This window comes from Paraburkholderia sp. J94 (assembly GCF_905220285.1).
GTDB lineage: Bacteria > Pseudomonadota > Gammaproteobacteria > Burkholderiales > Burkholderiaceae > Paraburkholderia > Paraburkholderia tropica_A.
This window is the reverse complement of the sequence record NZ_CAJMZH010000002.1, coordinates 19115-44533: the sequence shown is the minus strand read 5'-3', so window position 1 is coordinate 44533 and position 25419 is coordinate 19115. Positions and strand designations below refer to the sequence as shown.

The 25419-nt window shown below is 64.6% G+C and carries 27 protein-coding genes; 17 read left to right on the top strand and 10 right to left on the bottom strand.

Translation table 11 applies throughout. From position 1 onward, the window contains the following. Positions 1 to 168: 168 nt before the first annotated feature. A complete protein-coding gene (locus tag U4Y88_RS03575) occupies positions 169 to 1194 on the top strand; it encodes a sulfonate ABC transporter substrate-binding protein (protein WP_321782307.1) in 1026 nt (341 codons plus the stop codon). 251 nt (positions 1195 to 1445) lie between these two features. Then, a complete protein-coding gene (locus U4Y88_RS03570) occupies positions 1446 to 2072 on the top strand; it encodes a LysE family translocator (protein ID WP_224011490.1) in 627 nt (208 codons plus the stop codon). Between the two features lie 18 nt (positions 2073 to 2090). On the opposite strand, the gene U4Y88_RS03565 is transcribed toward U4Y88_RS03570, so the two are convergent. Further along, complete coding sequence (locus U4Y88_RS03565) at positions 2091 to 3506, bottom strand: PLP-dependent aminotransferase family protein (protein ID WP_321782306.1); 1416 nt, start codon at positions 3504 to 3506, stop codon at positions 2091 to 2093. 155 nt (positions 3507 to 3661) lie between these two features. Here U4Y88_RS03565 and U4Y88_RS03560 point away from each other — a divergent pair, with 155 nt between their 5' ends. From U4Y88_RS03560 to U4Y88_RS03550, 3 genes are all read left to right on the top strand, one after another. Further along, entirely contained in the window at positions 3662 to 4990 is a 1329-nt protein-coding gene (locus U4Y88_RS03560) for an aspartate aminotransferase family protein (protein WP_321782304.1), read from the top strand. 190 nt (positions 4991 to 5180) lie between these two features. Beyond that, the gene (locus U4Y88_RS03555; protein ID WP_224011493.1) at positions 5181 to 5429 is read left to right on the top strand and encodes a hypothetical protein; all 249 of its coding nucleotides are present in this window, start codon (positions 5181 to 5183) and stop codon (positions 5427 to 5429) included. A gap of 2 nt (positions 5430 to 5431) precedes the next feature. Then, positions 5432 to 6541, top strand: coding sequence for an NAD(P)/FAD-dependent oxidoreductase (locus U4Y88_RS03550; protein ID WP_321782302.1), 1110 nt, complete (start codon positions 5432 to 5434; stop codon positions 6539 to 6541). Positions 6542 to 6565: 24 nt separating this feature from the next. Here U4Y88_RS03550 and pcaC read toward each other — a convergent pair whose 3' ends face one another. From pcaC to U4Y88_RS03525, 5 genes are all read right to left on the bottom strand, one after another. Continuing rightward, complete coding sequence (pcaC, locus tag U4Y88_RS03545) at positions 6566 to 6964, bottom strand: 4-carboxymuconolactone decarboxylase (protein ID WP_321782300.1); 399 nt, start codon at positions 6962 to 6964, stop codon at positions 6566 to 6568. After that, a complete protein-coding gene (gene pcaD / locus U4Y88_RS03540) occupies positions 6961 to 7752 on the bottom strand; it encodes a 3-oxoadipate enol-lactonase (protein WP_224011496.1) in 792 nt (263 codons plus the stop codon). The genes pcaC and pcaD overlap by 4 nt, the downstream gene beginning before the upstream one ends. A gap of 4 nt (positions 7753 to 7756) precedes the next feature. After that, on the bottom strand, positions 7757 to 9136 hold the full coding sequence (locus tag U4Y88_RS03535; protein ID WP_321782298.1) for a 3-carboxy-cis,cis-muconate cycloisomerase: 1380 nt from the start codon (positions 9134 to 9136) through the stop codon (positions 7757 to 7759). A 122-nt stretch (positions 9137 to 9258) separates the two neighbouring features. After that, the gene (locus tag U4Y88_RS03530; RefSeq protein ID WP_224011498.1) at positions 9259 to 9918 is read right to left on the bottom strand and encodes a 3-oxoacid CoA-transferase subunit B; all 660 of its coding nucleotides are present in this window, start codon (positions 9916 to 9918) and stop codon (positions 9259 to 9261) included. Positions 9919 to 9935: 17 nt separating this feature from the next. Further along, positions 9936 to 10637 carry a 3-oxoacid CoA-transferase subunit A gene (locus U4Y88_RS03525; RefSeq protein WP_224011499.1) on the bottom strand — a complete coding sequence of 234 codons (702 nt, stop codon included), beginning with the start codon at positions 10635 to 10637 and terminating at the stop codon, positions 9936 to 9938. A gap of 352 nt (positions 10638 to 10989) precedes the next feature. Here U4Y88_RS03525 and U4Y88_RS03520 point away from each other — a divergent pair, with 352 nt between their 5' ends. Then, entirely contained in the window at positions 10990 to 11913 is a 924-nt protein-coding gene (locus U4Y88_RS03520) for a LysR family transcriptional regulator (protein WP_224011500.1), read from the top strand. 108 nt (positions 11914 to 12021) lie between these two features. Beyond that, on the top strand, positions 12022 to 12684 hold the full coding sequence (gene folE, locus U4Y88_RS03515; protein WP_224011501.1) for a GTP cyclohydrolase I FolE: 663 nt from the start codon (positions 12022 to 12024) through the stop codon (positions 12682 to 12684). A 69-nt stretch (positions 12685 to 12753) separates the two neighbouring features. On the opposite strand, the gene epsC is transcribed toward folE, so the two are convergent. Together epsC and U4Y88_RS03505 are read right to left on the bottom strand one after the other, a co-directional pair. Beyond that, a complete protein-coding gene (epsC, locus tag U4Y88_RS03510) occupies positions 12754 to 13677 on the bottom strand; it encodes a serine O-acetyltransferase EpsC (RefSeq protein ID WP_224011502.1) in 924 nt (307 codons plus the stop codon). Positions 13678 to 13825: 148 nt separating this feature from the next. Next, the gene (locus U4Y88_RS03505; protein WP_224011503.1) at positions 13826 to 14059 is read right to left on the bottom strand and encodes a hypothetical protein; all 234 of its coding nucleotides are present in this window, start codon (positions 14057 to 14059) and stop codon (positions 13826 to 13828) included. 304 nt (positions 14060 to 14363) lie between these two features. On the opposite strand from U4Y88_RS03505, the gene U4Y88_RS03500 reads away from it, so the two are divergent. Then, positions 14364 to 14801 (top strand): DUF3005 domain-containing protein, encoded by a 438-nt coding sequence (locus U4Y88_RS03500; protein WP_224011504.1) that lies wholly within the window; start codon positions 14364 to 14366, stop codon positions 14799 to 14801. A gap of 549 nt (positions 14802 to 15350) precedes the next feature. Then, positions 15351 to 16055, top strand: coding sequence for a helix-turn-helix transcriptional regulator (locus tag U4Y88_RS03495; protein WP_224011541.1), 705 nt, complete (start codon positions 15351 to 15353; stop codon positions 16053 to 16055). Here U4Y88_RS03495 and U4Y88_RS03490 read toward each other — a convergent pair. Continuing rightward, on the bottom strand, positions 16039 to 16359 hold the full coding sequence (locus U4Y88_RS03490; RefSeq protein WP_310630394.1) for an XRE family transcriptional regulator: 321 nt from the start codon (positions 16357 to 16359) through the stop codon (positions 16039 to 16041). The two genes, U4Y88_RS03495 and U4Y88_RS03490, sit on opposite strands and share 17 nt — an antisense overlap. A 168-nt stretch (positions 16360 to 16527) precedes the next feature. Here U4Y88_RS03490 and U4Y88_RS03485 point away from each other — a divergent pair, with 168 nt between their 5' ends. Next, entirely contained in the window at positions 16528 to 17118 is a 591-nt protein-coding gene (locus U4Y88_RS03485; RefSeq protein ID WP_224011506.1) for an acyl-homoserine-lactone synthase, read from the top strand. Between the two features lie 189 nt (positions 17119 to 17307). Here U4Y88_RS03485 and U4Y88_RS03480 read toward each other — a convergent pair whose 3' ends face one another. Continuing rightward, positions 17308 to 18846: an MFS transporter gene (locus U4Y88_RS03480; RefSeq protein WP_224011542.1), complete on the bottom strand. Its 1539-nt coding sequence runs from the start codon at positions 18844 to 18846 to the stop codon at positions 17308 to 17310. Positions 18847 to 19204: 358 nt separating this feature from the next. On the opposite strand from U4Y88_RS03480, the gene U4Y88_RS03475 reads away from it, so the two are divergent. From U4Y88_RS03475 to U4Y88_RS03445, 7 genes are all read left to right on the top strand, one after another. Continuing rightward, the gene (locus U4Y88_RS03475) at positions 19205 to 19672 is read left to right on the top strand and encodes a universal stress protein (RefSeq protein ID WP_224011507.1); all 468 of its coding nucleotides are present in this window, start codon (positions 19205 to 19207) and stop codon (positions 19670 to 19672) included. Positions 19673 to 19851: 179 nt separating this feature from the next. After that, a complete protein-coding gene (locus U4Y88_RS03470) occupies positions 19852 to 20610 on the top strand; it encodes a helix-turn-helix domain-containing protein (RefSeq protein WP_415774387.1) in 759 nt (252 codons plus the stop codon). A gap of 166 nt (positions 20611 to 20776) precedes the next feature. After that, positions 20777 to 22054, top strand: coding sequence for an SUMF1/EgtB/PvdO family nonheme iron enzyme (locus U4Y88_RS03465; protein WP_321782296.1), 1278 nt, complete (start codon positions 20777 to 20779; stop codon positions 22052 to 22054). Between the two features lie 454 nt (positions 22055 to 22508). After that, on the top strand, positions 22509 to 23315 hold the full coding sequence (locus U4Y88_RS03460) for a transporter substrate-binding domain-containing protein (RefSeq protein WP_224011510.1): 807 nt from the start codon (positions 22509 to 22511) through the stop codon (positions 23313 to 23315). Between the two features lie 62 nt (positions 23316 to 23377). After that, positions 23378 to 24055, top strand: a complete 678-nt coding sequence (locus U4Y88_RS03455) for an amino acid ABC transporter permease (RefSeq protein ID WP_321782294.1) — start codon at positions 23378 to 23380, stop codon at positions 24053 to 24055. Beyond that, complete coding sequence (locus tag U4Y88_RS03450; RefSeq protein WP_321782292.1) at positions 24052 to 24702, top strand: amino acid ABC transporter permease; 651 nt, start codon at positions 24052 to 24054, stop codon at positions 24700 to 24702. The genes U4Y88_RS03455 and U4Y88_RS03450 overlap by 4 nt, the downstream gene beginning before the upstream one ends. Beyond that, the gene (locus U4Y88_RS03445) at positions 24689 to 25408 is read left to right on the top strand and encodes an amino acid ABC transporter ATP-binding protein (protein ID WP_224011513.1); all 720 of its coding nucleotides are present in this window, start codon (positions 24689 to 24691) and stop codon (positions 25406 to 25408) included. The genes U4Y88_RS03450 and U4Y88_RS03445 overlap by 14 nt, the downstream gene beginning before the upstream one ends. The last annotated feature ends 11 nt before the right edge of the window (positions 25409 to 25419 follow it).

Here is a 25419-nt window from a genome sequence, read left to right as displayed (position 1 = left end):
GACGAGCGCGCGTGCAATGCGATATGCAAAGCGGCAGATAAGCATCTGACGATATCTTGGTTAGGCCGACGCTAAAACGGATTTAAGGTGACACACCATGCGCGATGAATGGGACGTTCAGGGCGCGCAATCATTTTCGAATAGCGTCATTCAAAGGCAGACCACACGATGTCGAACGATCAACACGACGGCCACCGCGCCAACGGCTCGCGCCGCCAACTCCTGAAAGCCGCTGCGGGGGCGGCCACGCTGGCCACGATCCGCGCCGCCGCGGGCATCGGCGGTGCCGCCGCGCTCGCGCTGCAAAGCGGCGCGGCACGTGCGCAAGGCAACAAGGTGCTGCGCGTCGGCTTTCAGAAGTACGGTAATTTCGTCGTTTTGAAAGCGCGCGGCACGCTCGAAAAGCGCCTCGCGCCGCTCGGTTATTCGGTGCAATGGCTTGAATTTCCCGGCGGTCCGCAATTGCTCGAAGGCCTGAATGCGGGCGCTGTCGATGTGGGCACGGTCGGCGAAACGCCGCCAATCTTCGCGCAGGCAGGTGGCGTGGATTTCGTTTATATCGCGAGCGAACCGCCCGCACCGAAGGGCGAGGCCATCGTGGTCCAGCAGGATTCGCCAATTCGCACGGTCGCCGATCTGCGCGGCAAGCGCGTGGCCTTCAATAAAGGCTCGAACGTGCACTATCTGCTCGTGAAGGCGCTGCAAAAGGCCAATCTCAAGTACGAGGATATTCAGCCCGTTTATCTCGCGCCCGCCGACGCGCGCGCCGCGTTCACGAGCCGCAGCGTCGATGCGTGGGTGATCTGGGACCCGTACCTCGCCGCGATCGAGCGTCAGGCGAACGCCCGCACGATCGCCAACGGCGAGCATCTCGTCGACAACGTGCAGTACTACATCGCGACCCGCAAGTTCGCCGATACGCAGCCGCAGGCCGTGCGCGCGCTGCTCGACGAACTGATCGCCGTGGATAACTTCGCGCGCGACAACATCCCGGCCGTCGCCGCGCAACTGTCGCCGCTGGTCGGGCTCGATACCGCCACGCTCGAAGTGGCCCTCAAGCGCGCCGGTTACGGCGTGCGGCCCATCGATGCGGCCACGCTCGCCTATCAGCAGCAGATCGCGGACACTTTCACCGAACTCAAGCTCATCCCGCGCAAGCTCGTGGTCGCCGACGCGCGCTGGCAGACCACCTGATCGGCAATACACTTGAAGCGCTCGCCGTGCGCACTGTCCGCACGGCGGCGGCTTCCCGCAGACACTTTCAGCGGACAGTTCCGGGGGACACTTTCACCGGACACTTCGGCCGGACACTTCGCGGCCACCCTTCCCCACGCCGTACCGGCAGACACCCTGCAATCTGTACCGGTACTGTACCGACACACGCAGCTAGACTGGCTCCATCCTGATCGATACGATCGCCCTCGTTTCACCGGAGTCACCGCCTCATGCTGCCCGACATGCTCAGCGCCCTACCCGCCGGCATGCTGTTCGTCATCGTCACGACCATCACGCCCGGCCCCAATAACACCATGCTGCTCGCCTCGGGCGTCAATTTCGGCTTCCGGCGCACGGTGCCGCATATTCTCGGCATCAGCGCGGGCGTTGTGGTGTTGATGCTCTCGGTGGGTTTCGGGCTCGGTCAGGCGTTCCGCCACGTCCCCATGCTCTACACCGCGCTCGAAGCCGCGAGCGTGGCGTATCTGCTGTGGCTCGCGTGGAAGATCGGGACCTCGGGCGACCTCAAGATGAAAAGCGGCGAGCGCCGCCCCATGCGTTTTCACGAGGCCATCGCGTTCCAGTGGATCAATCCCAAGGCGTGGATGATGGTGCTCACCGCCGCGACCACGATTCGTCTTTCGGCCGATTTCGGCATGAATACCGTCGTGATGGCCGCGCTGTTCTACGTGATCGGCCTGCCCTGCATCTGCGTATGGGCAGCGTTCGGCACCGGCATGCGCCGCTTTCTCGCCGATCCGCGCCGCTTGCGCGCGTTCAATATCGCCATGGCGCTGTCGCTGGTCGCGTCGATGTATCCGTTGCTCGCGCATCTTGCCCAGCTCGTGCAAGGCTGAGCACTTCGTCAGGATGACTTAGAAGTTTCCGCTGCTCACTCGCTCGATGAAACGCCAGAGTGCGTCGTCGAGCGAGTACGGCGCATTGAAGCGGAACCAGCTGCTGGCCGCATCGTCGGGCCGGAAATACGAGCCCGGCGCGAGCCAGATGCCGTCGCGCAATGCGGCGGTCGCGAGTGCGCCCGCACGCGCGGCTTCCACCGGCAGACGCACCCACACGAACAGCCCCGCGCGCGGCCGGCAGAACGGTTCGAGCCCGAGCGCGTCGATGCGCTCCTCGAACGCCGCGTGCGCGCTTTTCAATTGCTCGTTGACGATTTCGACGTGGCGCGCATAGCGGCCTTCGAGCAGCACCTTGTCGACGATGCGCTCGATTGTTTGCGAGGACGTGAGCCCCACCGCCATCTTCGCGCGCGCCAGTTCGCGCAGCACGTCGCGTTCCGCGACGACATAGCCGCAACGCAGTGACGGCGTGACCGTCTTCGAAAATCCGCCCACGTAGAGCACGCGCTGCAGGCCCTCCATCGCCGCGAGCAGCGGCGCGCCCGGCGGCGCGAGTTCGCGGCTGACGTCGTCTTCGACCACCCACATGCGCTCGCGCTCGGCGATCTGCAGCAGGCGGAACGCGTTCGCCATCGTGAAGGTCGCGCCAGTGGGATTTTGCAGCGTCGTGTTCACGAAGATCGCCTTGGGCCGATGCGCGGCAACCTGCTGTTCGAGCGCGTCGAGATCGAGCCCGGCGGGCGTGCGCGGCACGCCATGCACGGTCAGCCCCGCGAGCTTGAGAATCTGCAGCAGATTGCAGTAGCCGGGATCCTCGACCAGTACAGTGTCGCCGGGCCGCAGCAGCGTGCGCACGATCAGATCGAGCCCCTGCGTCGCGCCCTGCGTGAGCAGCACGTTGCCGACCTCGACCGGCAGTCCCTGGCGATCCAGTTGCGCCGCCACGCGTTCGCGCAGCGGCGCGAAACCGTACGGATGCCCGTAGTCCCCCAGACGCACGGCCGGCACGCGGCTCGTCGCGCGCAGCGCATGGTGCAGCCCCGTTTCGTTGATCCACTCGCCCGGCATCCAGCCGCAGCCGGCCTTGATCGGCACCGAGTGATCGGCAAAAACGTCGGACAGCAGCCAGGTAGCGGCGAGCGTGGGCGGCTGCCAGCCCGCCTCACTGGCCCGCGGCGCCTCGGCGCGCTGCGCCACGCGATAGCCGGAACCGCGCCGGGCCACGACCAGTCCCATCGACACCAGCCGGTTGTACGCTTCCGTCACCGTATAGGTCGAGAGCGCGTGCGACTGCGCGAGCTGACGCACCGAAGGCAGCAGCGCGCCCGTGCGCAAGGTGTGGGCTTCGATCGCGCGTGAAAAGGCACGCACGATCTGTTCGACGAGCGTCGTCGAGGCCTGACGGCCGCGTTCCAGTTCGATTTCGATCATAAGGTGGCGTCGACTGTACCCTGCCGTACCGAGTACAGACCAATACAGTTGAGACAAATTGTCCAGCACAGTTATCAGCGCAGTATAGAGACTGTATCTGCCGCGCTTCAAGCCCCGGCGATAGAGTCTGTCAAACCACCTCAGGAGGAACACCCATGACTTCGCGCCCCGTCATCGACGACCTGTCGTCGTTCTGGATGCCGTTCACGGCCAACCGTCAGTTCAAGGGCGCGCCGCGCCTGCTCGAATCGGCCAAGGGCATGTATTACCGCACGACCGACGGCCGCGAGGTGCTCGACGGCAGCGCGGGTCTGTGGTGCGTGAACGCGGGCCATGCGCGCGAGGAAATCGTCGCGGCGATCGCCCAGCAGGCCGGCACGCTCGATTTCGCGCCGACCTTCCAGATGGGTCATCCGCTCGCCTTCGAAGCGGCCAGCAAGATCGCCGAAATCATGCCGGAAGGGCTCGACCGCATTTTCTTCACGAACTCGGGTTCGGAGTCCGTGGATACGGCGCTCAAGATCGCGCTCGCCTACCATCGTTCGCGCGGCGAAGGCCAGCGCACCAAGCTGATCGGCCGCGAGCGCGGCTATCACGGCGTGGGCTTCGGCGGCATTTCGGTCGGCGGCATCGGGCCGAACCGCAAGGCGTATTCGGGCCAGTTGCTGCCCGCCATCGACCATCTGCCGCACACGCACAATCTGGAGCACAACGCGTTTTCGAAGGGCCAGCCGGCCTGGGGCGCGCATCTCGCCGAGGACCTCGAACGCATCGTCGCGCTGCACGACGCCTCGACCATCGCGGCCGTGATCGTGGAGCCGGTCGCCGGTTCGACGGGCGTGCTGATTCCGCCGCAAGGCTATCTGCAACGTCTGCGCGAGATCTGCACGAAGCATGGCATCGTGCTGATTTTCGACGAAGTGATCACGGGTTTCGGCCGTCTCGGCAAAGCCACGGCGAGCGAGTATTTCGGCGTCACGCCGGACATCATCACGATGGCGAAGGCGATCAACAACGCCGCCGTGCCGATGGGCGGCGTGGCCGTGAGCCGCACGATCCACGACACGGTCGTGAACAGCGGCGCGCCGGGCGCGATCGAACTCTTCCACGGCTACACCTATTCGGCGCACCCGCTCGCGTGTGCAGCCGCGATCGCCACGCAGGATCTGTATCGCCGCGACGGCCTGTTCGAGCGCGCCAACAGCCTCGCGCCGAAGTTCGAAGCCGCGGCGCACGCGCTGCGCGACGCGAAGCACGTGAAGGACGTCCGCAATCTGGGCCTCGTCGCGGGCATCGAACTGGACTCGCGCGACGGCGCACCGGGCGCGCGCGCCTATGAAGTGTTCGTGAAGTGTTTCGAAGCGGGCGTACTGATCCGCTTCACCGGCGACATTCTGGCGTTCTCGCCGCCGCTGATCGTCACGGAAGAAGAGATCGAGCGTCTCTTCGGCACCGTGCGCGACGTGCTCACCAAGGTGCAATAACGCAGCTTCGCCGCCGTGCTTCGGCGCGGCGCGCAAGGCAATCGGGCGGCCCGCTTCGGGCCGCTTTTTTTTCGCCGTCCGCCGGGCGCGCGCACGGTTCGGGCAAGCCGCGCGCCATCGGCGTATCGTGGGGTTATCGACACATCAATGCGCTGCCGGGCCGCACGCGGCAGCGGCCGGAGGGATTGCGATGAAGACACCAATCCGCGTGGGAACGCATATTGAAGGCGTTCACTGGGTGGCCGAATATCTCGCGCCGACACTGCAAATCCGCGTGTTCCGCGAAGGCCGCGAAATCGAAACTATCGCGGCGCCCACCTCGCTGTTCGGCGACGAAGCCGACGCGGGCTCCGCGAGCGACGATGCGAGCCGCGCTGAGGACGCCGCCGTGCTCGCCGTCCTCAAACATTACGTGGCCGAGCGCAATCCCGAGGAGTGACCATGACCGACGGCGCCGAACGCTTGCCCGAGCCCGCCATCTCCGCGCGCTCGCGGCCCGCCGCCGCGCACGCGACGCCCATCGAAACCGATGCGCTGATCGTCGGCGCCGGTCCCGTGGGGCTGTTTCAGGTCTTCGAATTGGGGCTGCTCGAAATCCGCGCGCACGTGGTCGATTCGCTGCCGATGGTTGGCGGTCAATGCGCCGAGCTGTATCCCGACAAACCCATCTACGACATTCCGGCGATTCCCGCCTGCACGGGGCGGCAACTCGTCGATTCGCTGATGAAGCAGATCGAGCCGTTCGGCGCGACGTTTCATCTGGGCGAGGAAGTGCAGATCGTCGAGCGGCGCGGCGACGGACGCTTTTTCGTGCAAACCTCGAAAGGCACGCAGTTCCTCACGAAAACCGTGTTCATCGCGGCAGGCGTAGGATCGTTTCAGCCGCGCACGCTGAAATTGAGCGGCATCGAACGCTATCGCGACACGCAACTGTTCTATCGCGTGCGCGATCCCGAGCAGTTCCGCGACAAGGACATCGTGATTTGCGGCGGCGGCGATTCGGCGCTCGATTGGGCGCTGCGCCTCGTCGACGTCGCGCAGAGCGTGATTCTGCTACACCGGCGCGAGCAGTTTCGCGCGATGCCCGCCTCGGTTGCGCGCATGCGCACGCTCTGCGAGGAATGGCGCATGCAATCGATCGTCGGCCAGATCACGGGTTTCGATGAAGAGGACGGCACGCTCAAGCGCATCAAGGTCACGGGCGGCGACGGCGTTACGCGCTCGCTCGAACTTGAGTATTTGCTCGTGTTTTACGGCCTCTCGCCGCAACTCGGACCGATCGCGCAATGGGGCGTCGAACTGGACCGCAAGCAATTGCCCGTCGATACCGCGCGCTTCGAAACGAGCGTGCCCGGCATCTTCGCCGTGGGCGATATCAATACGTATCCGGGCAAGAAGAAGTTGATACTCTCGGGCTTTCACGAAACCGCGCTCGCGGCTTTCGGCGCGGCGCGCCATGTCTTTCCCGAGAAGAAAATCCATCTGCAATACACGACGACGAGCACACGCCTGCACGAAGTGCTGGGCGTGAGCTCGCCGTCGATGGACTAAAGCGTTTGAAGCGATGAAACCGCTTTACGCGTCGGCTGCCGGTGCAGCGTCTTCCTCACGGAAAATGCGGTCGGCCAGATGGAAGGCCGAATTGGCCGCGGGCACGCCGCAATAGATGGCCGTTTGCAGCAGCACTTCCTTGATTTCGTCGCGCGTCACGCCGTTGTTCTTCGCGGCGCGCAGATGGAGCGCGAGCTCCTCGTTGCGGTTGAGCGCGACCATCATCGAAATCGTGAGCAGGCTGCGCGTGTGACGCGGCAGACCTTCGCGCGTCCAGATCTCGCCCCACGCATAGCGCGAAATGAGTTTCTGGAATTCTTCGGTCAGGTCGGTGCGGTTCGCAATGGAGCGGTCGACGTGCGCGTCGCCCAGCACGGCGCGGCGCACTTTCAGGCCGGCTTCGTAACGATCGTCTTCGTTCATTTCGACTCCTGCAGGAAGGCGAGCACGACCTTGTTCCATTCGTCCGCGAGTTCGACGTTCGAAATGTGCGCGGCGTTCAGCTCGACATAACGCGCACCCGGCACCGACTCCGCCAGTTCGCGGCCTTGTGCGGGCGTCGCGGCCAGATCGTGCGTGCCCGAGATCACGAGCGTCGGCGCCTTGATCGACGAGGCTTCGCCACGCAGGTCGGCGGCGTTGATTGCTTCGCAGTTCGAAGCATAGCCGTCCTTGTCGGTGTGCACGAACACGTCGCGCACCTGAGACATCACCAGCGCGTTGCGCGCGATGAATTCCGGCGTGTACCAGCGCGGCAGCACGGCGTCGGCGAGCGCGAGCATGCCTTCGGCGCGGGCCTTCGCGGCGCGCGGCACCCACACTTCCGGCGTGCCGATCTTCGCGGCGGTGTTGCACAGCACGAGGCGGTCGATGCGGTCCGCGAAGCGTGCACCGAGGCCCACGCCCGTGAGGCCGCCCATCGAAACGCCCGCGAAATGCGCGCGCGCGATGCCGAGATGATCGAGCAGGCCGATCACGTCGCCAGTCAGTTGTTCGATCGTGTACGGACCTTGCGGCGCGGCCGAATGGCCGTGACCGCGCGTGTCGTAACGCAGGACGCGGAAATGCTTCGAGAATTCGACGAGCTGGGGCGTCCACATCGACACGTCGCTACCGAGCGAGTTCGACAGAACCAGCCACGGCGCCGTGCTGTCTTGCGCACCGTCGATGCGGTAGAACAGCTGCGTGTCGTTGACGGCTGCATAAGGCATGCGGTTACTCCTGATGAGTCTGCGATGAAGAATGAGGCGAACGCTTCGCGTACGACGCGAGCACCGCGTCGACAAAGGCGTGCGCTTCGCCCACGTAATGAGCGGGGTCGAGCAGCGCTTTAAGACGATTTTCGTCTAGATGCTGCGTGACGGCGGGATCGGCCGCAAGCACGTCGTAGAGCGTGCGTTGCGATTGCACCGCCTGTTTCGAGGCCTTTTCGACGAGGTGATGCGCATCGAGACGACCAATGCGGTCGCCGAGCGCGAGCATCACGGCCTCGCCGAGAATCAGGCCATGCGTGACGTCGAGATTGGCCGCGAGTCGCTCGGGCCGCACTTCCAGTCCGCCGGTAATCTGTTCGATCTGTGCGAGCGCGCCGCCCGCGAGACGCGCGAGTTCGGGCAGCGCGTCCCATTCGGCTTGCCAGCCGCCGAGCGCGCGTTCGTGCTCCTGCACCATGCCTGCGAACACCGTGGCGACGAGGCCCGGCGCGCGCGTGGCGGCGGTGAGCACCGCTGCACAGCCGACCGGATTGCGCTTGTGCGGCATGGTGGACGAACCGCCCTTGCCTGCCGCCGCCGGCTCGCCAAGTTCGCCGATCTCGGTCTGCATCTGCAGCGAGATATCGCGCGCGATCTTGCCGAGCGTGCCGATCAGCATGCCGAAAAATGCCGCCGCTTCGGCGATGCGGTCGCGTTGCGTATGCCACGGCAGCGTCGGCTGCGCGAGGCCGAGTTCCTTCGCGAGTTCGGTGCTCACGTTCGCGGCCGCGTCGCGCAGGCTCGCGAGCGTGCCCGCCGCGCCGCCGAACTGCAACACGAGCGCACGTTCGCGCAAGGCTGCAAGACGCTCGCGATGACGCAGCAGCGTATCGAGCCACTGCGCGAATTTCAGACCGAGCGTGATCGGCAGCGCCTGCTGCAGCCACGTGCGTCCGACTGCGGGCGTCGCGCGGTGTGCGCGCGCGAGTTCAGCGAGATTGGCGCAGGTGGCGTCGAGACCCGTTTCGATCAGCGCGAGCGCGTCGCGCAGTTGCAGCACGGTCGCCGTGTCGATGATGTCCTGGCTCGTCGCGCCCCAATGCACGTATTTCGCGGCCTCGGGATCGGCCTCTTTCACGCGAGCAGTCAGTTGCTTGACGAGCGGAATCGCCAGATTGCCACCGAGTGCGGCGTCGCGCGCGAGCGCTTCGGCATCGAGCCGATCCGCACGGCAGGTCGCGACGATCGCCGCCACGGCCGTCTGCGGAATCACGCCATGCAGCGCCGACGCGCGGGCAAGCGCCGCTTCCACGTCGAGCATGCGCTGGAGCGTGGCCTCGCTCGACCACGCGGCGTTCATCGGCTCGGTGCCGCAAATGAGGCTCGTCAGGCGTTCAATCATGGATCGATATGAAAAAGATATGGATGCGCGCAAACGCAGATGGCGCGGCGCCCGGCGACTGTTGCCGCCAGACCCGCGCCACGCTGGTGTTCATCTGCGAGAGGAACGCGCGTTGCCGCAGTTTACGCCGCGCGGCGATTCTGCGTCGCGTCGATCAGCGGCACGCCGGCAAGCTTTTGCAGCGCGTCGAAGTCGATGTCCGAATAGATCTCGCGCACGGCGAGGCCGTCCGGCGTCACGTCGAACGCGGCGAGGTCCGTGTAGATGCGGCCCACGCAGTTCACGCCCGTGACCGGGTACGAGCATTCGCTCACGAGCTTGCTTTCGCCCTGCTTCGTCAGCAGTTCCATCATCACGAACACCTGCTTCGCGCCGAGCGCGAGGTCCATCGCGCCGCCCACGGCGGGGATGGCGTCCGGTGCGCCGGTGTGCCAGTTCGCGAGGTCGCCCTTCACCGACACCTGGAACGCGCCGAGCACGCAGTAGTCGAGGTGGCCGCCGCGCATCATCGCGAACGAGTCCGCGTGATGGAAGAAGGCGCCGCCGGTCAGCAGCGTGACGTGTTGCTTGCCTGCGTTGATGAGTTCGTCGTCTTCCAGGCCGGGCGCGGGCGCCGGGCCCATGCCCAGCAGACCGTTCTCGCTGTGCAGGAAGATTTCCTTGCTCGGATCGAGGTGGTTGGCCACCAGCGTCGGCACGCCAATGCCGAGATTCACATAAGCGCCCTCAGGAATGTCCTGAGCCACGCGTTGAGCCATTTCGTCGCGATTCAACCGTTTCATTGCATAACTCCGTAGCGTCAGGCGGCCTGGCCGGCTTGCTGCGCTTGATGCGCGGCCTGCGGCACTTCAACGACGCGCTGCACGAAAATGCCCGGCGTCACGATGTTTTCTGGATCGAGCTGGCCGAGTTCGACCACTTCCGACACCTGCGCGATCGCCACCTTGGCGGCGCTCGCCATGATCGGGCCGAAGTTGCGCGCCGTTTTACGATAGACCAGATTGCCCCAGCGGTCGCCCTTGTACGCCTTGATCAGCGCGAAGTCGGCGTGCAGCGGCGCTTCCAGCACGTATTGGCGGCCGTCGATCAGGCGCGTTTCCTTGCCTTCGGCCAGCTTCGTGCCGTAGCCCGTGGGCGTGAAGAAACCGCCGATACCGGCGCCCGCCGCGCGGATGCGCTCGGCCAGGTTGCCTTGCGGCACGAGTTCAAGCTCGACTTCGCCGGCGCGATAGAGGCCGTCGAACACGTACGAGTCGGTCTGGCGCGGGAACGAGCAGATGATCTTGCGCACCCGCTTGGCCTTGAGCAGCGCGGCCAGGCCCGTGTCGCCGTTGCCGGCGTTGTTGTTCACGATCGTGAGCTCTTTCGAGCCTTGCGCGATCAGCGCGTCGATCAGTTCCGCCGGCATGCCGGCCGTGCCGAAGCCGCCGATCATCACCGTGGCGCCGTCCTGAATGTCGGCGACGGCGGCTTGAAGCGAGTCGAAAATCTTGTTGATCATGCCTGTTCCTGAAAGCGATGCGCATCGCGGAAAGTCCACGCCACTCGATCGCGAAAAAGTTCTATATACGAACACTGATTCGTTTAGCGAACGTCCAACGCATTATCGGAGTGCCCAGGCGCGCTTGTCAAGGCGGGACTTCCTTAGGGCAACCCCGAGCGCGCGCGGATTCTTCAGCGGAAATATCGTGCATTGACCTACAACAATGCACTGAAATGCATGCGCGCGGCGGCACGCCGTCCACCGACGCGCCCCGACCCGGGCACATACCCCAATATCTGGAATCCGCATGTTTGCACTAAGGTCTATCCCGTTTAGACATAGTGCGGCGCTGCCCGCGCGCTCCCGCCCGATGCAAGACCTCGACCTGAATCTGATCCCCTATCTCGTTGCGATGGAGGACACGCGCAACGTCAGCCGCGCCGCCGAACGGCTCGGCGTCAGTCAGCCGCGCGTCAGCACGGCGCTCGGCAAGCTGCGCGAGTATTTCGGCGATCCGCTGTTCGTGCGCACCTCGCGCGGCATGGAGCCCACGCCGCGCGCGCTCGGGCTGATTCCCGCCGCGCGCGACGCGCTGATTCGCATCGAAAAAGGCATGCTCGAAGATCAGGCCTTCGATCCGGCCACCAGCACGCACACGTTTTCGATCGCGCTCTCGGACGTCGGCGAAATCGTGTTTCTGCCGCGGCTGCTGCAAATGCTCGCCGAGCGCGCGCCGCATGCAAATCTGCGCTCGGTGTCGCTGCCGCCCAGTCAGGTCGAACGCGGCCTCGAATCGGGCGACATCGATCTGGCCGTCGGTTACTTTCCCGACCTCGGCGGCAATAACTTTTTCCAGCAGCGGCTTTTCACGCATCGCTTCATCTGCCTGATGCGCAGCAACCACCCGCTCGCGGGCAAGCCGATCACGCTCGAACAATTTCTCGCGCTCGGCCATGCGGTGGTCCGCGCCGAAGGACGCAGCCAGGAAGTGCTCGAACATTTCCTGGAGAAGAAGCGCCTGCGCCGCCGCGCCGTGCTCGAAACGCCCCACTTCATGAGCCTGCCGTTCATCCTCACGCGCACCGACCTGATCGCGACGGTGCCGCACGCGATCGGCTTCGCGTACGTCTCCGAGCACGCGTCGATCACGCTCGTCGAGCCGCCGCTGCCCTTGCCGCACTTCGACCTCAAGCAGTACTGGCATCGCAAGTATCACAACGCGCCGCGCGGCGCGTGGCTGCGCAGCGTGGTCGCCGAACTCTTCAATGACGCGATGGACGAATGGCCGAAGTGAGCGCGGCCTCCGAACATTCGCGCGCTCGCACGGTCATGCAGGATTCATGGAACAATGCGCGTTCGTGGCGCGCCGAGCGGGCGTCGGCCACATGACAGGAGCCGATGCATGAGCGACGCAAAGAACACTGAAAAGAAAGGTAAGAAACGCCCGTCGAAGGACGCCGTGGAGATCGCCGCGCGCCCGTCGCGCACCGAAGCGGAAGACGCCGTGCGCGTGCTGCTGCGCTGGGCCGGCGACGATCCCACCCGCGAAGGTCTGATCGATACGCCCGGGCGCGTGGTGCGCGCCTACGAGGAATTCTTCGCGGGTTATCAGCTCGATCCGCGCGAGATCCTGTCGCGCACGTTCTCGGAAGTCGACGGTTACGACGAGATGATCGTGCTGAAGGACATCCGCTTCGAGAGCTACTGCGAGCACCATATGGTGCCGATCATCGGCCGCGCGCACGTGGCGTATCTGCCCGAGCATCGCGTGGTGGGCATCTCGAAGCTCGCGCGCCTCGTCGACGCTTTCGCGAAGCGCCTGCAGATTCAGGAAAAGATGACTGCGCAGATCGCCGACACGCTCAACGACGTGTTGCAGCCGAAGGGCGTGGGCGTGATTCTCGAAGCCGCGCATCAATGCATGTCGACGCGCGGCGTGCACAAGGCGGGCGTGTCGATGGTCACGTCGCGCATGCTCGGCACGTTCCGCACCGACCCGTCCACGCGCCGCGAGTTTCTCGCCATCGTCGGCAATCCGGGCGCGATGAGCGTGGCGAATACCTGATCCTCGCGATCAGGCGGACGCCGCGCCCGCGGCGTCCTCCCTGTCGAACGAACGCGAACGAACGCCTGATTACTGGCCGTCGTTGCCGCGTTCGATTTCGCGGATCTTGCCCTGACGCACGCTGCTGCCCGGCGGCACGCTATGCGTGAGCCACACGTTGCCGCCAATCACCGAACCCTTGCCGATGGTCACGCGGCCCAGAATCGTCGCGCCCGCGTAGATCACCACGTCGTCCTCGACGATCGGATGGCGCGCGTTGCCCTTCACGAGCGTGCCGTCGAGATCGGCGGCAAAACTCTTCGCGCCCAGCGTCACCGCCTGATAAACGCGCACGCGCTCGCCGATGATCGCCGTTTCGCCGATCACCACGCCCGTGCCGTGATCGATGAAGAAGCTCGGGCCGATCTGCGCGCCCGGGTGAATATCGATGCCGGTGGCCGAATGCGCGATCTCGTTGATGAAGCGCGCGAGCAGCGGCACGCCGAGCCGATGCAGCGCGTGCGCGAGCCGGTGATGCGTCATCGCCCACACGCCCGGATAGCAGAGCAGGATTTCGGTGATGTGCTGCGCGGCGGGGTCGCCCGTGAAGGCGGCCTGAATATCGCTCACGAGCAGCGCGCGAATGCCGGGCAGCTGATGGCCGAACTCGCGCGCGACTTCGAAGGCGCGCGTGCGCAGGATGTCGTCGGCGGCATCGGCGTATTCGGGCAGGAAGCGCAGCGCGCGCCGGATCTGTTCGGCAAGCAGGCGCAGCGTGCTTTCCAGCGTGTGGCCGACGTAGTAATCGACGCTCTCGTCGGTCAGGTCGGGCGCGCCGTAATGCGTCGGGAACAGCGCCGCGCGCAGCCCCTGCACGATATTGATGACGGCGTCGCGCGACGGCAATTCGCGGATGCCGAGCGGATGGCGCGTGCGGTGACGTTCCTCGCGCGACGCGCGCAGATCGGCGACGATCTGTTCGAGGCCCCAGTCGGGGCTGGCAGGTGTGGACATGGTAATGCGGCGGCGGCGGCAGGCGCCGCACAGGAGTGTATCGACCCCAGAGATTACCGCTTTTCTCGATAGTTCGCCGAGGTCCGCCTGGGCGCGGAACGCGTCGATTCAGCATCGGCAAGCGGCAAGGCGTGGGGCGATACGCGGATCAGAGCGTGACGCTGCTGGCGTCGATCCAGCGCACGGCCCAGTCGCGCGCGTGGGCGATGGCAGCGCGTTCGTCGTCGAAACGGAGATCGGAGGGAAAAAAACGATTGGCCACGAGTTCGCCGTCGCTCGAACGCGAGATCACGACATAGGGTTGATACGTGCCGTCGCCGGTGCGCGCCGGTGCACAGTTGAGCAGGTAACCGCGATGCGTGAATGCAGCGTCGAAGTGCATGTGTCTCGTCCGCCCCTGACTGCCTCGTTCGTTTTTTGTCAGGCGCGTGCAGGATCGATGCGGCAAAGCCACAGCCCGGCCATGATTTCAGGCCGTTAATCTAAAGCGCGCCAACTCGTTGAAAGAGGATCATACTCCGAGGAAATACGGCGATCCAACGAAAAAAATGCGAAATCGCTGGAGGCGTTCTCCTGGCGTGCCGGCTTGATTTTCGGTCCGATTCCAGATTTCAGAAACGAGTGGAACGCCAATTGCTGAACCAGGGAGTACCGCTTCTGAGCCAGCCTCTTTGACGGAGGACATCATGAATCGCCCCGACGACACGCACGCCACGCAACCCGGCGCGCCGCGCAGCGCCGAATTGCACAACGACCGCACGCACGACAGCACGGTGGACACCGACGGCAAGAATCGCGAAGCCGCGCGGCTCGCGGGCGCCGGCGACATCGGCCCCGACGAGATCACCACAAGCAACGCCACACTCGACAACAGCATGCCCGAAGCGAACGACGGCTTCGCGGGCTTCGACAGCCGCAGCGGCGCGCATCGTCATCCGTTTGCGACGCAGGCCGATTTCGAAGCCGTCGACAAGGGCATGGCCCCGCCGGAAACGACCCTCGACGCCGAGCGGCAATTCGCCGAGCCGGGCGAGCGCGGCGCACGCCGCAGCCCCGGCCGCATCCACTACGCGATCAACCATCTGCGGCCGACCCGCATCATCGAATTGCAACGCAAACCGTAACGCTCGAATGCCGGAATGCTGGAAAACATGACGCTCGCATGACGCAATCAATCCGTCATGCGCGCGCATACGCCGATTTAAAGACAACGAATGCGCCGATATCGGCGCGCCGCCGTTTTTTCGTAAAGCCGGTCTCAAGCACGGATGACTGTCATTGCAGCCATTCGCATGTCATTGCGCCGACGGTAAAATCCCGCCGCGCTCGTCGCTTTATTACCGAATTTGATTAAGCGAATTACAGAATCGGTAATGAAAGCGGCAATCCAGTTCCGTTTTCCGCGCCCGAACGCGCGCGGCGCTCGCTCCCGATCGGCACTTTTGTTCAGCAGCCGACGAGATACTCGCCAGGGATTTTCCCCAACGGCGGGCAAATCCCTGGATCAAAGCCCACAGCGCTGCGGGATAAAGACGAGCATGACGGAATTTAGTGATAAATTGTTACATCATAAGAAGCCATAAGAAGCGAGGCCAGAGCCCGCCGGGCGCTGGTAGCGGACTGGCCCACCGCCGACGGAGAGTGTTGACGTGCCTCTACATTTCATTGAGCAGATGTCGCCCGTGCTCGACGCGCCCGAAGAGGCCGCGTGGTTCGACGCGGTGTCGCAGCTTGCCGTTTCGTGGGGTTTCGGCCAGGTCATGCTGGCGATCCTGCCGCGTGCCGGCATGCGGCTCGAGGACGCGTTCATCCGAACGAACTATTCGGCTGCCTGGCGGCAGACCTATAACGACAACGGGATGGCGTATTTCGACCCGACGGTGACGCATTGCACGACGCGTTCGTCGCCGCTCATCTGGTCGCCGGAACTGTTTGCCACCGAGCAGCAGCAAACCATGTATGAGGAAGCCCGCTCGCATGGGCTGCGCGCCGGCATTACGCTGCCGATCCATGGCCCGCGCCAGGAAACCGGCATGTTGTGCTTCGTGAACGACGTGAATCCGTCGGACCAGTTCTGGCAGGACGTCAATCGTGCGCTGCCGAACCTGGTCTTGCTGCGGGATCTCGTGCTCGACACGAGCCAGCGCCATCTGAACGATCACGCCCAGTCGCTGGTTCCCAAGCTCACGCCGCGCGAAAAGGAATGCCTCAAGTGGACTGCTCTCGGCAAGTCCACTTGGGAGATTTCGCACATCCTCAATTGCTCCGAGGCCGTCGTGAACTTCCACATGAAAAATATTCGCGGGAAGTTCGGCGTGAACTCACGGCGTGCGGCAGCCGTGATTGCGACGCAGATGGGCCTTATTGACCCGGGCTAAGCATCATCGACGCCTCGGGACGTCGCAGCACGCGCTCCGCACGGCCCAGATCGCCGTCCGAAATCGTTTTGTTGAAGTACAGACCCAGCAGGATCGACACCGGCGGCGGAATCTCCGCGCCCGACTCGAAACGGCTGCCGCGCGACTGCGTCACGCCGAAACGCGCCCAGAAGCGGCGCTGACTTTCCTTCTTCTTTTTCCGATACGCGATGATCAGGACACGGTCGATTACCGACGACAGGTCCCCCGCGTTATGAAGGGAATTCGTGCCTGCCTGCCATTGATGATTGTCCAGAAGTTCCATTTTGACCTCGCTGTCAGATATGCCTGATGAGTGACTGCCGCCCAGCCATTCTCCAGAAGTGACCCTCCCTCCGCACCTACCTATCTGGATAGGTGTTTTTTTATATTCATAACGCATAGCTTTCGATCCATACCGCTGCCCCCTCCACCAGTTCAAGGGAGAGTTGTCATGCAAGCTGCGATCAGGATCGGACTGCGTCAGGAGTTCGACAACGAGGACATCAACGAAATGTACCGGCTACGGGCGCGGGTTTTCCGCGACCGGATGGGCTGGGATATTCCCACCATTGCCGGCATGGAGATCGACGGGTACGACGCGCTCGGACCCCACTACATGCTGATTCAGGACGACGAGCGGCAGGTGCGCGGCTGTTGGCGCCTGATGCCGACGGACGGGCCGAACATGCTGCGCGACACCTTCCCGCAACTGCTGCACGGCGAAACGGCGCCCACGGGCCGCCACATCTGGGAATTGAGCCGTTTTGCGATCGAAACGGGCAACGATCAGGCCTTCGGCTTCGCCGAATTGACCATGCACGCGATCCAGTCGGCGATCCAGTTTGCCGACCGCATGGGCATTTCGCGCTACGTGACGGTGACCACCACGCCGATCGAACGCATGCTTCGCCGCACCGGCATGGAGATCACGCGGCTCGGCGCGCCGATGCGTATCGGCGTGGAAAATGCGGTCGCGCTCGACATCGCCATGAGCGAGCAGACGCATAACGCGATCTTCGGCCCGATGGCTGCGGCCGCCTGAATCGCGCTCAGAACGCGACGAAAAAACCCGGATTTCGCGTCACGGTTCGCGGTGCAGCGTCAGACATCATACGCTTTTGTCTGACGAATCGCGCCGAAGACGGCCGAAAAACGTCGCAGCGGGCGAGCCGCGCACGCGAATCCGGGGATCAGCGCCGCGTTTTTCCCGTCTTTTGCCGGATTTTTGCCGTCATTCCGGCTGAGCCGGCGCCGGTTTCGCGGCGGATTTGCCAAAACGGATATGCGAGATGCGGCGCACGCACAACGCCGCCACCAGCGCCGCGAGGCCGGTCAGGCCGATGCCGAGGTGAATCGCGTCGACCAGCACGTGCCGCACCGCCTCGATGAGCGCCGCGCCGTCGAGGCCCGCGGCTTTCATCTGCGCCGTCAGGCCGTCACGCAGCGCCGGATCGATCAGCACGCGCGGATCGGAAAGCTGCGGCTGCCAGCGCGCTGCGCCGGGCGCGCCGAGCACCGCGAGCGCGTCGCCGATTCCGGCCGCGTAGCGGTGATTCACGATCGTCGCCACGATGCTCGTGCCGAGCATGCCGCCCACCATCCGCGTCGATTGCAGCAGCGCCGTCGTGATGCCGAAACGCTCGCGCCCAGCGATCTCCTGGCCGAACACGTTCAGATTGTTGAGGATGAAGCCGAGACCGATGCCGACCGCGCCCATCGCCAGTTCGAGCCATAGATGCGCCGTCGTGCGTGTCGCGAACGCGAGACCCACGGACGCCGCCACGAGCAGGCCGAAGCCGACCGTCAGGATCGACGTGGGCTTTTTCAGATGGATCACGATGCGCGTGTTCACGAGGCTGCCGAGCGCGATGCAGGCGGCGATCGGCGTCGCGAGCAGACCCGCGACCTGCGGCGACAGGCCGAAGCCGCCTTGCAGCAGCAGCGGCGCGAAGAAGATCAGCGAGAACATCACGAAACCGGAGAGGACCGAGAGCGTGAACAGCGTGACGAGCTGCGGATCGCGGAACAGGTCGAGCGGAATGATCGGATGTGTCGCGCGCCGCTCGCACACCAGCAAGGCCACCGCGCCCACCGCCACCAGCGCGATCAGGACGAGATTGGCGCTCGTGAAGCCGTCCTTCGGCACCGCTTCGATAACGGTCTGGAAACCGCCCAGCACAAGCGCGACCAGCGCGGCGCCGGTCCAGTCGATCTTGACCTCGCCGGTGCGCGCGTGGCGATAGTTCGGCAGATGCGCCCAGATGAAATACAGCGCGAGCACGCCCACCGGCAGATTGACCATGAAGGTCGAGCGCCAGCCGAAGTGCTCGCTGAGCCAGCCGCCCAGCGACGGTCCCGCCGCCGTGCCGATGCCGTAGGCGGCCGCCATCACCACCTGCCAGCGCACACGCGCGCGCGGATCGGGAAAGAGATCGGGAATCGACGCGAATGCGGTCCCCACCATCATGCCGCCGCCCACGCCCTGCAACGCGCGCGCGGCCGCGAGAAACGGCATGTCGGTCGCGAGCCCGCACAGCGCCGAGGCCACGGTGAACACGATCACGGCAGCGAGCACGAAGCGTTTGCGGCCGAAATAATCGCCGAGGCGGCCAAACACCGGCACCGTCACCACCGAAGCCAGCAGATAGGCGCTGGCAATCCACGCGTAATACTCGAAACCGTGCAGTTCGGCGACGATCGACGGCAAAGCGGTGCTGACAACGGTCTGATCGAGGGCAACCAGCATGTTGACGAGGCCGATGCCGAGCATGGCCAGCAACGCGTTGCGAAACGGCAAGGGAGTGTGGGTAGAGGTCACGGCGGGGATTTGCTGCGGCGCGCAAGGACTAAAGAGACGCAACGATAGCGGCCTCACGGTGCGCGCGCAACCAGACCATTAAGAGAAACGGTCGCCATCTGTCAGTTTATCCTGACGGAACTCGCCCGTGGCCGTCTGACGCAGCGCTCTTGATCCGCCTCCCCCCGGCTTCCATCTTTCATACAGCGGCACTGCATCTTTGTCAGTGATCCTTTAAGCTCATCGCAGATCGCGACATGCCGCACCCGGCCGACGATGCCCGGACGCGCGCAGCCGCGCCTGTTTTCGGGCTCATTTACGCGGAGGTTCCATGTACAAACGCATCCTGGTGGCAGTGGACGGCAGCGCAACGTCGCGCCGCGCATTCGAAGCCGCGCTCGAACTCGCCAAGGCGATGGGTTCGACGCTGCAACCGTTCTATGTCGTTGAAAACACGCCGATGTATTTCGACGCGCCCGGCTACGACCCGTCGATCCTGCGCAATCAGATGATCGCCCAGGGCAACGAGCTCGCCGAGGAAATGAACAAGCTGATGCGCGAACGCGGCGTGACCGGCGAAATGCTGACCGGCGAAGCGTCCTCGCTCGACGACGTGCCGACGCTCGTGCTCAACGCCGCGAAGTCCAGCGGCGCCGATCTGATCGTCATGGGCACGCACGGACGCCGCGGTTTTCAGCGTCTGATTCTCGGCAGCGTGGCCGAACGCTGCGTGCGTCAGGCGACCTTGCCGGTTTTGCTTATTCCGAGTGCGGCAGGCACCGCGAATATCTCGGAATAATATCGAGATAATCAAAGAAATAATGCATTTCAAGTGCCGCTTGCGCCTTGTCATTTGCCGCGAAAGCGCCTTCTGACAAGGCGCAAGCGGCTTCATCTCAAAAGCGCGACCTTTTGCCTCCATTTTGAGATTCGACCCTGGTGGGAGAATGCTCCGAAACCGATAACAGGAGCGTGCAAATGCTGACCCCTACCGTCGTTACTCATACCACCACCGTGCGTCGAGGCAGCCGCGCACCTGTGACAAGCCCGCGCTCATCGGCGCGCTGCTCGAGTTGCGCGATGCGGCATCTGTGCATGCCCCAAGGTCTCGCGCTCGACGACCTGCCCAAGCTCGAAGCGCTCATCTGCACCGCGCGCAGCGTGCGCCGCGGCGAATCCCTCTACCGAGCTGGCGACCCGTTCGACAGCCTCTATGCCGTGCGTTCGGGCTCGCTGAAAACCGTCATGGCGCATCGCGACGGGCGCGAGCAGGTCACCGGCCTGCGCCTCGCGGGCGATCCGCTGGGCCTCGACGGCATCAGCACCGACACGCACACGTGCAGCGCCGTGGCGCTCGAAGACAGTTCGGTCTGCATCATCCCCTACCCGGCGCTCAAGCATCTGTGCCGCGAAACCTGCGCGATGCAGGACCGGCTGCACCGGCTCATGAGCGAGCAGCTGATCCGCGAATCGTCGCAGATGATGGTGCTGGGCTCGCTGTCCGCAGACGAACGCGTGGCCGCCTTCCTGCTCGACGTGTCCGAGCGCAACGGCCTGCGCGGCTACTCGCACGCGGAATTCAACCTGCGCATGACGCGCGAGGACATGGGCAGCTATCTCGGCATGACGCTCGAAACCGTCAGCCGCACCCTGTCAAGATTTCAAAAGCGCGGCCTGATCGACGCCCAGGGCAAGCTCATCCGTATTATCGATATCGACGGATTGCGGCACCTGTAAGCCCGCCCGTTCGTCCCATGCGCGCCGCCCCGCAAGGCGGCGCGCAGCCGTTTGCGTCGTCCTGAGCGCGCCCCGCGCGCGCCGCATCGCGATTCGAAGTGCATTGGCACAGCGCGTGCGCAGCGGTAGAGTCTCACTCACCGCCCACGCCAGGAGACTCGCCGCAATGCAGCTCCCGACCACGCCCTCGCTGGCCGCCCGTCTCGCCGACGCCCGCGCGGCCAGCGACGCACTCTTCGCCCTCGTCAAGCCCGAATTTCTCTACGAACGCCCGATTCGCGAGCGCCATCGCATCGTGTTCTATATCGGTCATCTGGAGGCGTTCGACCGTAATCTGTTCGATCAGCGCCTGTTCGACCTGCCGTCCGCCGACGCCCGGCTCGACCAGCTGTTTGCCTTCGGCATCGATCCCGTCGATGGCGCGCTGCCGACCGACATGCCCTCGGACTGGCCGAGCCTCGACGCCGTCCACGAGTACGCGCGCGACGCCCGCACGCGCATCGACGCGCGGCTCGCCGGACTCGATCTGGCGCCCGGCGCGCTTATTCACGACACGCCAGGGCAATTGCTCAACGTCGCAATCGAACATCGGCTGATGCATGTGGAGACACTGTCCTACATGCTGCATCAGCTACCGTTCGAGCAGAAGCAGGCGCCCGCCGCCGCCCGAGCTCGCGCGGACCATCTCTATGCGGTGACGCCCGAAACGGTGAGCGTGCCGGCCGGCCGCACCGAACTCGGCATGACGCTCGAACGCGGCCTGTTCGGCTGGGACAACGAATTCGGCGAGGAGCAGGTGGACGTGCCCGCGTTCGAGATCGACCGCTTTATGGTCACGAACGGCGCGTTTCTCGACTTCGTGGCCGACGGCGGTTATCGCCGCCGCGAACTCTGGACGGATGCCGACTGGGCCTGGCGCAAGGCCGAAGGCATCGAACATCCGGTGTTTTGGGTGCGTGGCGAACAGGGCTGGCGTCTGCGCACGATGTTCGAGGATATTCCGCTGCCGCTCTCCTGGCCCGTCTACGTGAGCCACGCGGAGGCGAGCGCCTTCGCGCGCTGGCGCGGTGCGCGGCTGCCGACCGAAGCCGAATGGCAGCGCGCGGCGCACGGCGCGCTGCCCGCTGAAACCGACAACTTCGACTTCCGCAGCTGGGACCCAGTCGCCGTCGATTCGACGCCGGACAGCGCCAGCACCTGGGGCGTGGAAGGCCTTTACGGCAACGGCTGGGAATGGACCTCGACGGTATTCGCTCCGTTGCGCGGCTTCACGCCGTTTCCGTTCTACGAAGGCTACTCGGCCAACTTCTTCGACGGTCAGCACTACGCGATGAAAGGCGGCTCCGCGCGCACCGCGGGGTGCATGCAGCGGCCGACGTTTCGTAACTGGTTTCAGCCGCGATATCAGTATGTGTACGCGGGGTTTCGCTGCGCGAAGGTTTGAGGAATCAAGCTTTACCGTCCCGTAAAAAATCCGAAGCGCGCCGCACTAGCGAAGCTCAACGAGCGGCAGGCGGCGCGCACTCATCATCGTAATCGCCGCGACGTCGTTTTCCAGATCAGCCCCATTGCAGCGGCCGCACGCCAGTCGGAGGCGATTCCATCGTGGATCAAGTGCTCCCTTCGGGACGATCCAACGGCCGATGACATGCTCTTTCCTCGCTGCTCATCACATGAGGCGTACCCCGCCTGATCACCCTCGATCTCCGCCATCGCATTGCGCCAATGCAATGCACCAAAAGCGTGAACTATCGCGCCATCGACGCGAATTCATCGCCTCTCATTCCCCGTTGACGGCCGGCGCACGCCCGCCCCGCTTCGCTTGGCTCGACCCTTGCTTAGTGCATCGCCTGCTGCGCAACACCCGTCGCGCCAACCACCTTTCCGGGGAACACAGGATGGCTCTCGCCCAAACACTCGCGTCGCGCCGACGCCTGCTCGCCGCGCTGCTGAGCGCGCCCGTACTCGCCGTTTTCGCCGCGCCCAGCGCGCACGCTGACGCGCTCGACGCGATCCAGAAGCGCGGCACGCTGCGCGTGGCGGTGCCGGAGGACTATCCGCCGTTCGGTGCGGTCGGCCCCGACATGCAGCCGCAAGGCTATGACATCGACATGGCCGCGCTGCTCGCGAAGTCCATGAAGGTGAAGCTGCAACTCGTGCCCGTGAACAGCGGCAACCGCATTCCGTATCTCCAGACCGACAAGGTCGATCTCGTGATTTCGTCGCTCGGCAAGACGCCCGACCGCGAGAAGGTTATCGACTTCTCGGCGCCTTACGCGCCGTATTTCCAGGGCGTGTTCGGCCCCGCCGACGTCAAGGTGAGCGGCCCGGCCGACCTCACCGGCAAGACCGTGGGCGCGACGCGCGGCGCGCTGGAAGAAGTGGCGCTCACCAACATGGCGCCCAACGCGACGATCCGCCGTTTCGACGACAACAACGCCACCATCCAGGCGTTTCTCTCCGGTCAGGTTCAGTTGATCGCGGCAGGCAACATCGTCGCGGCGGCGATTCTCGCGAAGCATCCGCCGCGCGAGCCGCAGATGAAGTTCGTCATCAAGGACTCGCCCTGCTTCGTCGGGCTCAACAAGAACGAGCCGCAACTGCTCGCGAAGGTCAACGCCACGATCGACGAAGCGAAAAAGGACGGCGCGCTTCAGTCGATGTCGAAAAAGTGGTTCGGCCAGCCGCTGCCCGCCAATCTCTGACGCCTCTCTCGCGCCGCCGCCGCGCGCGGCGCGCGTCATCACCGCGAGTCTTTTTTCCGTTCATGAGCTATCAGCTTCAGTTCGGCGACCTTGCCGCCTATAGCGGCATGTTCGCGTCCGGCGCGGCCGTCACGCTCGCGCTCACCGCCGCCTCCACGGCGCTCGGCTTGAGTCTCGGCGTGGCGGGCGCTGCCGTGCACCAGAGCCGCCAGACGGCCGCGCGCGCGATCGTTCACGGCTATGTCGAAGCGGTCCGCAACACGCCGTTTCTCGTGCAGCTGTTCTTCGTGTTCTTCGGCTTGCCCGCGCTCGGCGTGCATATCGGCGAATACACGGCGGCCGTGCTCGCGATGACGCTCAATCTTGGTGCGTACTCCGTGGAAATTCTGCGCTCGGGCATCGACGCCGTGCCGCGCGGGCATCGCGAAGCCGCCGCCGCGCTCGCCATGTCGCCGCGCGAGACCTTCGTGCACGTGCTCTTGCCGCAAGCGTTCGCGAAGGTCTTTCCGGCGCTCACGAGCCAGATCGTCATTACCATGCTCGGCTCGGCCGTCGTCTCGCAGATTTCCGTCGCCGACCTCACGTACGCGGCGAGCTACGTGCAGTCACGCAATTTCCGCGCGTTCGAAACGTATTTCCTGATCGCGGGCATCTACCTGGCCATGGCGCTCGTGCTGCGCGCCGCGCTCAACGCGGCCGGCCGCAGGCTGTTCGCACGCAACCCGCGAGGCACGCGATGATCGAATTCACTTTCGCGCAAATCCTTGAAGGGCTGTTGCTGGCCGCGCGCTGGACCGTCCTGCTTTCGCTCGTGTCCTTCGTCGCGGGCGGCGCCGTCGGTCTCGTGCTACTCGTGATGCGCGTGTCCAGTTCGCGTGTGCTGCGCGCGATCGTGCGAATCTATATCGAGGTGTTTCAGGGCACGCCGCTGCTGCTGCAACTCTTTATCGTGTTCTTCGGTTTGCCGCTCGTGGGCGTGGACGTTTCGCCCTGGGTCGCCGCCACGCTCGGCCTCACGTTCTTCACGAGCGCCTATCTCGCCGAAATCTGGCGCGGCTGCGTGGAAGCGGTGCCCAGGGGCCAGTGGGAAGCTTCGTCCAGTCTCGCGATGAATTACTTTGAGCAACTGCGCCACGTGATCCTGCCGCAAGCGGCGCGCATCGCCGTCGGGCCGACCGTCGGCTTCGGCGTGCAGGCGATCAAGGACACGGCGCTCGTCTCGATCATCGGCTTCGCCGAACTCACCAAGGCCGGCACGATTATCTCGAACGCGACGTTCCGGCCGTTTCTCGTTTATGGCCTCGTCGCGCTGATCTACTTCGTCTTGTGCTACCCGCTCACGCGGTATGCGCGCTCGCTGCAAAGGAAATGGCATGCCGCTCGTTAAAACCCAGGGCGTCGAAAAACAATTCGGCGCGAATCACGTGCTCAAGGGCATCGACCTCAGCGTGGAGCGAGGCCAGGTCGTGAGCATCATCGGCCGCAGCGGTTCCGGCAAAAGCACGTTCCTGCGCGCACTCAACGGTCTCGAAAGCATCGACGCAGGTTCGATCGAAATCGACGGCGAACACGTCGATGCACGCCACGCCGACCTGCGCGCACTGCGGCTGAAGGTCGGCATGGTGTTCCAGCAATACAACCTCTTCCCGCATCTCACGGCTGGGCAGAACGTGATGCTCGCACAGACGGTGGTCAAGAAAATGTCACGTGCCCAGGCGCGCGAGACCGCGCAGCAGATGCTGGAACGCGTGGGACTCGGCAATAAGTTCGACGCGCTTCCCGACCAGCTTTCGGGTGGCCAGCAGCAGCGCGTGGCGATCGCCCGCGCGCTGGCGATGAAACCGAGCGTGCTCCTGTGCGATGAAATCACCTCGGCGCTCGACCCCGAACTCGTGGGCGAGGTGCTGAGCGTGGTGGAAAGTCTCGCGCGCGAACACATGACGCTCATTATGGTCACGCACGAAATGCGTTTCGCGCGAGCGGTGAGCGATACCGTCGTCTTCATGCACGAAGGCCGCGTGTGGGAGAGCGGGCCGCCGGAAGCCATTTTCGAGCGGCCGTCGACGGTGGAATTGCAGCGCTTCATTCAATAGCGCGGCGCATC

Bases quoted from the DNA above. Each gene is read 5' to 3' on its own strand.
- U4Y88_RS03575 (WP_321782307.1), top strand. From the start codon at position 169: ATGTCGAACGATCAACACGACGGCCACCGCGCCAACGGCTCGCGCCGC.
- U4Y88_RS03570 (WP_224011490.1), top strand. From the start codon at position 1,446: ATGCTGCCCGACATGCTCAGCGCCCTACCCGCCGGCATGCTGTTCGTC.
- U4Y88_RS03565 (WP_321782306.1), bottom strand. From the start codon at position 3,506: ATGATCGAAATCGAACTGGAACGCGGCCGTCAGGCCTCGACGACGCTC.
- U4Y88_RS03560 (WP_321782304.1), top strand. From the start codon at position 3,662: ATGACTTCGCGCCCCGTCATCGACGACCTGTCGTCGTTCTGGATGCCG.
- U4Y88_RS03555 (WP_224011493.1), top strand. From the start codon at position 5,181: ATGAAGACACCAATCCGCGTGGGAACGCATATTGAAGGCGTTCACTGG.
- U4Y88_RS03550 (WP_321782302.1), top strand. From the start codon at position 5,432: ATGACCGACGGCGCCGAACGCTTGCCCGAGCCCGCCATCTCCGCGCGC.
- pcaC (WP_321782300.1), bottom strand. From the start codon at position 6,964: ATGAACGAAGACGATCGTTACGAAGCCGGCCTGAAAGTGCGCCGCGCC.
- pcaD (WP_224011496.1), bottom strand. From the start codon at position 7,752: ATGCCTTATGCAGCCGTCAACGACACGCAGCTGTTCTACCGCATCGAC.
- U4Y88_RS03535 (WP_321782298.1), bottom strand. From the start codon at position 9,136: ATGATTGAACGCCTGACGAGCCTCATTTGCGGCACCGAGCCGATGAAC.
- U4Y88_RS03530 (WP_224011498.1), bottom strand. From the start codon at position 9,918: ATGAAACGGTTGAATCGCGACGAAATGGCTCAACGCGTGGCTCAGGAC.
- U4Y88_RS03525 (WP_224011499.1), bottom strand. From the start codon at position 10,637: ATGATCAACAAGATTTTCGACTCGCTTCAAGCCGCCGTCGCCGACATT.
- U4Y88_RS03520 (WP_224011500.1), top strand. From the start codon at position 10,990: ATGCAAGACCTCGACCTGAATCTGATCCCCTATCTCGTTGCGATGGAG.
- folE (WP_224011501.1), top strand. From the start codon at position 12,022: ATGAGCGACGCAAAGAACACTGAAAAGAAAGGTAAGAAACGCCCGTCG.
- epsC (WP_224011502.1), bottom strand. From the start codon at position 13,677: ATGTCCACACCTGCCAGCCCCGACTGGGGCCTCGAACAGATCGTCGCC.
- U4Y88_RS03505 (WP_224011503.1), bottom strand. From the start codon at position 14,059: ATGCACTTCGACGCTGCATTCACGCATCGCGGTTACCTGCTCAACTGT.
- U4Y88_RS03500 (WP_224011504.1), top strand. From the start codon at position 14,364: ATGAATCGCCCCGACGACACGCACGCCACGCAACCCGGCGCGCCGCGC.
- U4Y88_RS03495 (WP_224011541.1), top strand. From the start codon at position 15,351: ATGTCGCCCGTGCTCGACGCGCCCGAAGAGGCCGCGTGGTTCGACGCG.
- U4Y88_RS03490 (WP_310630394.1), bottom strand. From the start codon at position 16,359: ATGGAACTTCTGGACAATCATCAATGGCAGGCAGGCACGAATTCCCTT.
- U4Y88_RS03485 (WP_224011506.1), top strand. From the start codon at position 16,528: ATGCAAGCTGCGATCAGGATCGGACTGCGTCAGGAGTTCGACAACGAG.
- U4Y88_RS03480 (WP_224011542.1), bottom strand. From the start codon at position 18,846: ATGCTCGGCATCGGCCTCGTCAACATGCTGGTTGCCCTCGATCAGACC.
- U4Y88_RS03475 (WP_224011507.1), top strand. From the start codon at position 19,205: ATGTACAAACGCATCCTGGTGGCAGTGGACGGCAGCGCAACGTCGCGC.
- U4Y88_RS03470 (WP_415774387.1), top strand. From the start codon at position 19,852: ATGCTGACCCCTACCGTCGTTACTCATACCACCACCGTGCGTCGAGGC.
- U4Y88_RS03465 (WP_321782296.1), top strand. From the start codon at position 20,777: ATGCAGCTCCCGACCACGCCCTCGCTGGCCGCCCGTCTCGCCGACGCC.
- U4Y88_RS03460 (WP_224011510.1), top strand. From the start codon at position 22,509: ATGGCTCTCGCCCAAACACTCGCGTCGCGCCGACGCCTGCTCGCCGCG.
- U4Y88_RS03455 (WP_321782294.1), top strand. From the start codon at position 23,378: ATGAGCTATCAGCTTCAGTTCGGCGACCTTGCCGCCTATAGCGGCATG.
- U4Y88_RS03450 (WP_321782292.1), top strand. From the start codon at position 24,052: ATGATCGAATTCACTTTCGCGCAAATCCTTGAAGGGCTGTTGCTGGCC.
- U4Y88_RS03445 (WP_224011513.1), top strand. From the start codon at position 24,689: ATGCCGCTCGTTAAAACCCAGGGCGTCGAAAAACAATTCGGCGCGAAT.